Source organism: Microcystis aeruginosa NIES-4325 (assembly GCF_008974145.1).
Taxonomy (GTDB): Bacteria; Cyanobacteriota; Cyanobacteriia; order Cyanobacteriales; family Microcystaceae; genus Microcystis; species Microcystis aeruginosa_G.
On record NZ_BJKP01000037.1, the window covers coordinates 21,489 to 29,365 of the forward strand.

At 40.4% G+C, this 7,877-nt stretch carries 8 protein-coding genes; 6 read left to right on the forward strand and 2 right to left on the reverse strand.

Annotated elements, in window-relative coordinates:
* Positions 1–29: 29 nt before the first annotated feature.
* Entirely contained in the window at positions 30–455 is a 426-nt protein-coding gene (locus tag MiAbW_RS16285) for a hypothetical protein (RefSeq protein ID WP_151696947.1), read from the forward strand.
* A gap of 82 nt (positions 456–537) precedes the next feature.
* Here MiAbW_RS16285 and MiAbW_RS16290 read toward each other — a convergent pair whose 3' ends face one another.
* On the reverse strand, positions 538–1,509 hold the full coding sequence (locus MiAbW_RS16290) for an FkbM family methyltransferase (RefSeq protein WP_151696948.1): 972 nt from the start codon (positions 1,507–1,509) through the stop codon (positions 538–540).
* Positions 1,510–1,671: 162 nt separating this feature from the next.
* Between MiAbW_RS16290 and MiAbW_RS16295 the strand changes: the two genes are divergently transcribed.
* The 5 genes from MiAbW_RS16295 to MiAbW_RS16315 all read left to right on the forward strand — a co-directional run bounded on the left by MiAbW_RS16295 (position 1,672) and on the right by MiAbW_RS16315 (position 6,244).
* Positions 1,672–3,132, forward strand: a complete 1,461-nt coding sequence (locus MiAbW_RS16295) for an MBOAT family O-acyltransferase (RefSeq protein WP_151696949.1) — start codon at positions 1,672–1,674, stop codon at positions 3,130–3,132.
* Complete coding sequence (locus MiAbW_RS16300) at positions 3,132–4,091, forward strand: hypothetical protein (protein WP_151696950.1); 960 nt, start codon at positions 3,132–3,134, stop codon at positions 4,089–4,091. The genes MiAbW_RS16295 and MiAbW_RS16300 overlap by 1 nt, the downstream gene beginning before the upstream one ends.
* Entirely contained in the window at positions 4,088–5,350 is a 1,263-nt protein-coding gene (locus MiAbW_RS16305) for an NAD(P)/FAD-dependent oxidoreductase (RefSeq protein ID WP_151696951.1), read from the forward strand. The genes MiAbW_RS16300 and MiAbW_RS16305 overlap by 4 nt, the downstream gene beginning before the upstream one ends.
* 307 nt (positions 5,351–5,657) lie before the next feature.
* Positions 5,658–5,903, forward strand: coding sequence for a hypothetical protein (locus MiAbW_RS16310; RefSeq protein WP_002739747.1), 246 nt, complete (start codon positions 5,658–5,660; stop codon positions 5,901–5,903).
* A complete protein-coding gene (locus MiAbW_RS16315) occupies positions 5,903–6,244 on the forward strand; it encodes a type II toxin-antitoxin system PemK/MazF family toxin (RefSeq protein ID WP_012268344.1) in 342 nt (113 codons plus the stop codon). Before MiAbW_RS16310 ends, MiAbW_RS16315 begins: the two co-directional genes overlap by 1 nt.
* 486 nt (positions 6,245–6,730) lie before the next feature.
* On the opposite strand, the gene MiAbW_RS16325 is transcribed toward MiAbW_RS16315, so the two are convergent.
* Positions 6,731–7,369: a hypothetical protein gene (locus MiAbW_RS16325; RefSeq protein ID WP_002754144.1), complete on the reverse strand. Its 639-nt coding sequence runs from the start codon at positions 7,367–7,369 to the stop codon at positions 6,731–6,733.
* Positions 7,370–7,877 lie beyond the last annotated feature (508 nt).

The following is a 7,877-nucleotide window of genomic DNA, read 5'->3' on the forward strand; positions in this document are numbered from 1 at the left end:
TTCCCTAGAATCTTCTCGAATACAATGCTATGAATAACAAAATAATCTTAACATTTATAAGCTTGACTTTTTTAGCAAGTTGTGCTGATAGTAAACAGTTTCAATGTCAAAAAATTTATAACATTGCCAACGAGGTGTCCCAAGAAACCAAATCCTTAACCAAGGGTCAAGGGACAGAAATTGACCAAAAAAGTTGGCTATTAGCCGCCGATAAAATCGAACAGGGTGCAGAAAATATGAAAAAATTAGCAGTGAAGGATACTGAACTAGAGAAATATAAAATCGCCTTCGCTCAAGTTTACGAAGATTATGCCACTGCCACTCGTGAAATAATTCAAGTTATCGAAACTCGCAATAAAAACGGGGCAAAATTAGCACAGGAAAAGGTAAGAAAAGCCGGCCAATTAGAAAAAGAAACTGGCGAAGCTTTTAATACCTATTGTCAAGCACAGTAAAGCAGTTATCAGTTAGAAGGTGTTGGAGTTTTGGGGTATTAGTGGAAATTTCCCCATTTCCCCATCACCTCACTCCTATACTTTAGGGTTTAATTGCGTACAAAGTGCCGACATTTTTACTGCGAGGCATCCGGGAGAAGATGATAAAACCGAAGTCTTGCAGATGTTTGACTAAAGCATCGGGACCCTTGTTATGCCATTCCATCATGATAATTTTGATCTGTCCTAATTGACCGGTTGCCGCTAAAGAATCGAGGATTTCGTATTCGGAACCTTCACAATCAATCTTGGCAACTATATCGATGTCGGGATAGTCAGAGGTAATACCCTTAAACACATCGGTGAAAGGTTTAAGAATTAAATCGGCTGTAGCGGTTTGTTTCGAGGCAAAAGGTTTTAATTGGTTGTCAATACCAGAAATACCAACACTACCTTTCACGGTGTAATCGTATTCGACTTGAATAATTTCATCACGAGCGCCGACTCCATAATCAAAAGCTTTAATCTTCTCCGCTAGATTAGGATTGAGGGCAAAATTTCTTAAAGCTTGGTCGTAGGTAGCCTTAAAAGGTTCGTAACTATAGACAGCTTTCACATTAGCTCGATTGGCAAAAAAGAGACTAGCAAAACCCGTATTCATACCAATATCGATCGCTACACAGGGCTTGTCATAGAGGAAATTATATACACCTAAAAGGAAAATTTCATGGGCGATATCTAAATCCTGTCCCGTCTCGACAATTAACTTAACTCCATCGATCTCGATAATTAATTCCTGTTGCTCATCGATATAAAATTGACAATCAGCCAGATATTTTAAGGCTTTAGCTTTGTTACAAACTTTACTACCCAAGAGGAAATCCTGCTTATTTTTGCTTAAACTGATCCCTAAGGGTTTGTAAAAAAGTTGACCAGATTTAGCATCATATGCCACATAATTAGGATTAATATTATGCTCTGCCAACTGACTAGACCAATATTGATCGGCAATATGGGGATAAGTCTTAAATTGTCGATAGCGTTTATGAGCATCTAACAGTTTTTGATAAAGCATTGCTTGTCTAGCCTCGATTTTTTAGGATGGATGAAGGTAATTTTATGGACAAGTCTGACAAAGTTTGATAGGCTTGTCAAGAAAATCCCTCGTCTCTGAGCATCAGAAGTCAGGAAACCCATCTCAAACAAGGTTACACAGACCATCAGGAGTTAACAAGCCTTGAATTACTCTGATTTTATATTTTGGTGGATATTAATCCTTTTTAGCGTTCCTTTCCTAACGGCGCGCTACCTGGCGAAGTCTTTCAATCTCTGGCGAGGTGTTTTTGATGGGGTCGGATTAGCGGCGCTGTCCCTAATCCTATTTTATTACGCCAGTCGTACCAGCTTCCTCGTTTTCATCGTCTCCCTAGCCTTTAACTACATTATGGTCTGGCTAGTGCTGAAAATGGGCGGCTGGAAGGCGAATCTCCTAGCCACTATCGTTATCGTCATCGATATTCTCGTCCTTGCCTACTTCAAGTATTTCGGCTTTTTTGTCGAGGAAATCATCGGATTATTCGTTTCTCTCCCCCCTAACTGGAAGGAACTTTCCCCAATTCCCGTGCCTAGCCAAATACCGCCGGGGGTATCCTTCTATACCTTCCAGATGGTGGCTTTCGTGGTGGACTCCCTACGGGAAAAGAAAAAGAAACCCCTAGCCGTCCTCGATTATGTCAATTTTATCTCCTTTTTCCCCCAGATTGTCGCAGGTCCGATCGAGCGTCGCCGGGATTTACTGCCACAAATGGAGGGATTTCGCCTCAAATTTACAGGAGAAAACTTCGAGAAGGGTTTCCGTTGGCTTTCCCTCGGTTTATTTATGAAATTTGTCCTCGCCGATAACATTGCTCCCTACATCGAATTAGATAAGATGATTGACAATGCTTGGTATATCTGGTTTGAGGCCTTTTTATTCACCCTGAGAATCTATTTTGACTTCGGCGGTTATAGCTTTATTGCTGTTGGTTTAGCCTATTTTGTCGGCATTAGATTGGAATTAAACTTTTTAGCACCCTACACATCCCAAAGTATTAACGAATTTTGGCGACGTTGGCATATTACCCTCAGCACTTGGTTTCGAGATTATGTGTTTTTACCCCTGATGGGTTCCAATAAAAATTGGGCTCCTTTTTATCTATTCATTACCTTTACTCTTTCAGGTTTCTGGCACGGGGCGGCTTGGAATTTCGTCTTTTGGGGTGCCTATCACGGCGCATTATTATTATTACTGCGTTATCTAGGCAGACCTTTCTATGCTTTCGTCGGAAAATACGTTTCTCAGCCGCAAATTGTCTCCTGGGCTTTAACGCAATTGGCGGTCATTTTTGGTTGTCTCTTTTTCATGGAGATTAACACCAGAAGATTAATCGGCAAAATGCTTGTTATTGCCAATCCTTTCAATTATTCCTTAGCTAATATCGGTGAGATTTTTAGTTCCTATAGTCTTAATCAAGGAGCAGTTTTAAGCGTTGCTTTAGTTCTTGGTATCATTGTTTTAATCCTCGAACATCTGGCTATTGCCCAGAAAAAGTTTGAATATGAACTATTACTATCGTCTTGGATGTCCAAAATATTGCTAGGTTTAACTATTCTCCTAGCTTCCACTAATACCGGTGACTTTATTTACTTTGAATTCTGATGAATACTAAATCCTTTAACCCTTTCCCTTGGTTAGCTTCCCTAGGAGTCGCTTGGTCTCTCGGCTTTGTTTACAATGTCATCTACGGCGGCGAATTAAGCTGGTTGCGGATGATGTACGAGGAAAAATCAGCGATCGCAGCTAGTACCGAAGGACCCCGGCGTTTAATCGTCACGGCTGGATCAGGGGCGCATTATAGCATAAATTCGGAATTAATGGCCAAAGAATTGGGAATGCCGGTGGTTAACTTCGGTTTACAGGGGGACATCGGGTTAAATGTCATTGCCGCTATGATTCTCGAAAAAGCGCGCCAAGGGGACGTAATTCTGCTGATTCCTGAATATCTCATGCTCATGGATGAGGACGGTTTTAATCGCGGCGAAGGACTTTGGGGATCGGCTCCTTTTAGCGTCGCTATTGGTAAACCCGGGTTAGGTGGGATACCTTTAAAAACCATGATCGAGGATACTTGGTTATTAGGTATTCCGGGGATGCGTCCAGTCACTAAATCGATGGTTGATTTATTCACCAAAGGCAGAATGACGGGTTATCTTTCCGATCCGATTACTAATACAGGTGATCCAACTATAGTTAAGGAAAGAACAGGGAAATGGTGGCAAATGACCTTTGATACTGCTGCTTCTCCTCACTCGATTAAATTGCTTGAAAAGCTCAAGAAAGATTTAGAAGCAAAAGGGGCGACTTTAGTGGTTTCTTTGCCCTGGATTTATGCTAAAAATGATAGTAAAACCGTTGCTAATATTCGCAAATCTGCCGAAGAATTAAGTCGGGTTGTGCCAACAATTTATGATCCGAAAGACTTGAATATTAAGACCGATTCTAGCATTTTTGCTGATACCCATTATCATCTTTTACCCCCGGCGAGAATTATTCGTTCAGAACAATTAGTTTCGGAACTGAAACCTCTCTTAAACACAACTGAGAATAAAAATCCATGAATAAACCAATAACTAAGATTTGCATTCTGGGTGGGGGTTTTGGTGGTTTATACACGGCGCTTGATCTGAGTCGATTAACAGCAGTAAAATCGGGTCAATGGCAAATAACTTTAGTCGAACCAAAAGACCATTTTCTCTTTACTCCCCTTCTCTATGAACTAATTACAGGAGAATTGCAACGCTGGGAAATTGCCCCCTCCTACCGTCAATTATTAACAGGAACTCAGGTTAATTTAAAACCTCAAAAAGCTAGTAATATTGACTTAAACAATCATCGAGTATATTTAGAAAATGAGGAAATTTTAGATTATGATTACCTCGTTTTAGCGGTGGGAGTGCGGAATCGTTGGCCGGCTATACCAGGGTTAGCTGATTATGGACTAACTTTTCGGAGTTTAGAGGATGTAGAAAGATTACAAACGGCAATTCATGACTTAGACACTCAAGGAAAATCCCCAATTAATTTAGCCATTGTTGGCGGCGGTCCTAATGGGGTAGAATTAGCCTGTAAGGTGGCTGATCGTTTAGGAAAAAAAGGCAAAGTTCATCTAGTGGAAAAGAACGAGGAAATACTGCAAAACTTCCCTAAATCGGTGCGTGTTGCTTCCTATCGTTCCCTTTTAGCCAAGAATGTTAGTATCTATTTAAACACGGGATTAAAGGAAGTTACCGCTAATTCCATAACCGTATTTAAAGATAATACAAATGAAGTTATCCCCATTGATTTATTATTGTGGACAGCAGGAACCCAAGCACAGGATTGGATCAATGATTTAGATTGTCAGAAAACAGCACAAGGCAAATTATTAACCCGTTCCAGTTTACAATTAATCGACTATCCCGAAGTTTTTCCCCTTGGGGATCTAGCCGAAATTTATCCTAGTAAACAGGTAATTCCTGCCACAGCACAGGCAGCCTATCAAGCAGCCAGTGTAGTAGCCAAAAATATCTCGGCAGTGATCAGAAAAAAATCGCCCCAACCCTATTATTATCTGCATTTAGGTGATATGTTAACCCTAGGTAAACAATCAGCCCTTGTCTCCAGTTTTGGCATTAATATTACCGGTAAATTAGCAGATATAATGCGTCGATTTGTCTATATACTGCGTTTACCTAGCAAACGCCATCAGTTGAAAGTGTTTCAACATTGGGCAAAAAAAATTCTTCTCCGACTCCGTTATTCACCGGTGTTATCTAATACTAAATCCGTTGAGTATAGGCTACATATCAGGAGAGGCAAAAGGCAAAAGGGAGAATAAATAATCAGTTTTTATAGCGTTTCCTGTTCACACGAGGTACATTATCGATGTTAAAAAGCTTAATCAGCAAAGGTTTAAATGTGCCACACAGGTGTGAGAACCGCCATAGAACGAAGCAATAAAAACTAATTAGAGGAGCTGAAGTAGTTGCAAAGACTCAATATCTCTACGGTCTAACGTTCTGGTTGAGCGGCAGCAGATCGACCATAGCGATCAACGAAAAGCCTCTCAACTGTCCGCTCCAACCGGGTTGTTAGCCCTTACACAATTGGCTACAATAGCCCTACACAAGCTACGAGAGAAAAGTATGCCTGAATTAAAAATTAGCATTAGTGAGGCTGCTCACAAAACGCTGTTAGCACTCGTTGACTCCTCTGGGGATACGCTCCCAACAGTATTAGACAAAGCCATCGAAAATTATCGCAGATATGTTTTTCTAGTTCAAGCGAATGAAGCCTTCGCCGCCTTAAGGAAGAATGAGACTTTATGGCAAGAGGAAATTTCTGAAAGGCAGACATGGGAGCAAACTCTCGCTGATGGAGTAGAAGGGTAGTGGCAGAAATTACCAGAGGAGAAATATGGCTAGCAGATCTTAATCCAGTAAGGGGGCATGAACAGGCTGGTAAGCGTCCATGTTTAGTGATTTCAGCAGACCTGTTTAATCAGGGTGCATCTGGCTTAGTTGTTGTTTTGCCAGTAACTTCTAAAGACAAAGGAATTCCTTTCCACATAAAAGTGGAACCCCCAGAGGGAGGAGTGAAAATGCCAAGTTTTATCAAGTGCGAGGACGTAAGATCAATCTCAGTAGAACGACTTGAGAAGCGATGGGGAACTGTATCCTCAGAAACCCTGGCATTGGTTGAAGACAGACTGAGAATCTTAATGGGACTGTAATGAAGATAGTTTCACCAATTTGTGCTCCAAGCCCAGGTTTTAGTTTGCATTCTTCCACTGTTCCAATGCCACCTTCAAGACTGATTCGAGCCAATTATTTTTATTAATAAATATTTTACACAATTCATACTAGGTAAGCAAGAGGGCTACGGCACTACTACCGAATCATTACCCTAAAGCAATCCCTCCAACCCCATCTAGGGGTGCTACCCAGTGGCTTCGGTATCGCATTTAGACTCACAGCTTCAATGAATGTGCAGGGTGCGTTCCCCAAAATCGATCGGTGGAGCAGTAGGATCCAGATTAGGGAACGCACCCTACAAGATCGGCGATCGCAATACCTAATTTTCAGGGAAAAAGTACCTGAATTTTCACCCCGATCATTCCAATGGCTGGCACTTTTTGAGGGTAAAAAAGTCTAAAAGTCTTATACAACAAGGTTTTTAGATTTATTCAGCAAACCCTAGTTAGACAGCGCAATTAAGTTCATTTATTAAGCTCGCCAAACTTAGCTTTTTTAAGCTTCTCATATTTCTTTTGCAACTCTCGAAAGTTATTTTCAACTAACGGGAAAATTTTTTCGGGAAACGGCTCATTTAGATCAATTGGATTAAATCTCTGAAGTTCTTTTATAGAACGAATTGTTTTATAAACCTCAACGTGCTTGATATACTTCAGAAACTCATTGATCAATTCTTTACTGTTAGCAGAATCACCTGCGAAATGAATTTTGGACTCTATGATTTCAACTATCTCTTGGTGATTCTTAAGAATGAAATCTTTCTCTATGGCTTCGCTTGCGGCTTCAGGTAAAGTATTTTTTTCGGCACTCAAAGACTTTATTCGCTTCCACATCACATTGTCTTTTTCTAGTCTTAAATATATAGGCCAGTAAAACTCGGAAATCTGTCTTTCTATAAACTCAAGTTCTGCATTGTATCGAGACATAGCAAGCTGATTTTCCAACTCAGCAATTAATTGCCTCTGACGATATTTTTCGTTGGTCTCATTTTTAAATATCTCGAATCTTCTATTTACCCAATAGCCTGCCAACAAAACAATGCCACCAAGTAAAAGTTTATCAATGACCAATTCTATTAACTTTTCTATGAAATTTTCAGACATAGCCAGTTGAAGACTCTCCTTTTGAAATACTTCATACTTACACAATTTAACCTTTAAGCACATCAGCTAACAGCTTTCGCCTACTGAATCATTAATATACCTAAACAGTCACTTAAGTATGTCCCTACATTTAGTTCAGCGGCATAACTAGGGATTATACGAAAACTTTCCGCATAAAACTCTCCAGAGTAACGATATAGGTCAACTTTCGGGATTTTAGGCGCAATCGCCAGAACTTTTCCCTATATCACACCCAAAAGCGTGTTAACCAGATGAGCTTACTGCAAACAATCTCCTTTAAGGAGACTGATCACAGAAGCCTTCTAGAGTTCTAGCAAAGATTCTTAGATATGACTGCACTTTGTCACAAAATTTTACTGTTATAGCAAAGAGCGGGATAGTTAGGACATAATAGAGAAAAAGAAATGAGGAGAAGCTTTCATGGCAGCACCCTATAGTGATGATTTAAGACAGAAAGCAGTGAGTGCCGTAGAGCGAGGGGAGAAAA